Origin of the sequence: Paracoccus marcusii, assembly GCF_006151785.1 — a bacterium.
GTDB lineage: Bacteria > Pseudomonadota > Alphaproteobacteria > Rhodobacterales > Rhodobacteraceae > Paracoccus > Paracoccus marcusii.
The window spans coordinates 1-1,479 of record NZ_VDDD01000240.1 but is presented as its reverse complement, the minus strand read 5'-3'; the positions used below and the strand labels follow the sequence as shown (position 1 = coordinate 1,479).

Sequence of the window (1,479 nt, the reverse complement as noted above, 5' to 3'; positions counted from 1 at the left end):
GCCATGGCCGAGGATACCATGGCCACATTAGGCTGGGAATCCTGTTTGGGTTTTCACACGGTCTGGATCGTTTGTGCAGCAGCGTCAAACGTGTTGCAAAATCCGTCAAATGAGCGAGTTTTGTGACATGCCCATTATAGTGAAACTTTTGCAGCATTGATGAGGCCAAACGTGGTGACAGGTGGCTAGTCACGCGTATCAACGAGCGGCGAAGACCATCGTCTGCAGAACGACGCGTATGAGGCGGCCGGGTGTGACTACACGTGTCTGCTCGGCGATGCTTCGCTCGGGCAGGCTCACCGCGCCCAAGGGGCGTTCGGCAGTCTGCGGCTTGGCAGCGGCTGAAGCTGCCTCCGCCTGACCACCGGCATCAGCGTATGTCAAACTTGCTGCGGTCCCACAGGCGCGGCAGGGTCGTGACATGCCTGCCGTCCACATGCCGTGCCATGGCACCGGTCGTTCATCGTCGGACAAGTCGGAGGTGGCAATCCTAACCTTTGTCCGTTGTGTCGAACAGCGTCTGACCGTCGAACTACTTTCGGATCGCTGCCTGTTCAAGTTCGACGGCGTGCTGTTCAAGACGATCCGCCCGGTCGACCTGGCCGACGGCTTTATCTGGGATACGACCACCGACGCCTATGCAATGGCGACGATCGAGCGGCATCGCCATTAGGCAGGGTGGTCCGCTGCCGACTACGCTGAACCGAGCAGCATGGCTGTACATGGCTTCCTGCTGCCATCTATACCTTAAGGCAAAGAAAAGGGCCTCGCCTTCTGGCGAGACCTTGTTTGGCACTTCCGGTACTGGTTACGAATACGTCTGCACAACTTGCTGCATTGCAGAACCGTTCCGTACATTTTGTTCTAAGATGTTTGGTCGGTCAGGCAGCCACCCCTCCCAGAACCACTGCCCGACCGGAGGCAAACGTAGCGCCATTTGCAGCCCTGCACGCCTGTCTAAATCGGCACATGGTTATCGGCGAAAAAACGGCCCCCGGAAGGGGTTTCCGGGGGCCTCCGCAAGACGCCGATACACCCGCCTACTATAGGCTGAGTGAGGGATAACCCCGGCTATCGGACACGTCTGGCGTTCGAATTTGCACATCGCGTCCATGAACATAGCACGATAAATCCGGCTGTCTGTACCGATTTGTTCAATAACCCTAACCCCGCCGCGTGCGGGCTCTTTATGCCCGGCTTTCGGGCCTTCACCGATCCGGCTTCGCTGGTAATGAAAGGATGTCTAATGGCAAAGATTGAAGGTGGCATCACCCGGGGTAACGTCTGGTCGATCGGCGCGACGCTGATCGCCGTAGCTGTTTCCTATGCAACCCTGCAGGCGGGGCTCTTGGAGGGCCAGCGCGAAATGAAGCGCATCGAGCTGCAAGGCGGCCAAGCGACACAGGAAGTGCGGCTGACCCACGAAAGGCAGCTGACCGACATCCGCGCTGACCTGGTCACGCATCGCCGATCGATCCA

Annotated in this window: 2 protein-coding genes; both read left to right on the top strand. The window is 58.4% G+C overall.

Going from position 1 to position 1,479, the window contains the following annotated elements:
* Positions 1-481: 481 nt before the first annotated feature.
* Positions 482-673: a hypothetical protein gene (locus FHD68_RS18495; protein WP_139086574.1), complete on the top strand. Its 192-nt coding sequence runs from the start codon at positions 482-484 to the stop codon at positions 671-673.
* A 573-nt stretch (positions 674-1,246) separates the two neighbouring features.
* On the top strand, positions 1,247-1,479 hold a 233-nt coding region (locus tag FHD68_RS18490), incomplete at its 3' end, for a hypothetical protein (RefSeq protein WP_139086572.1).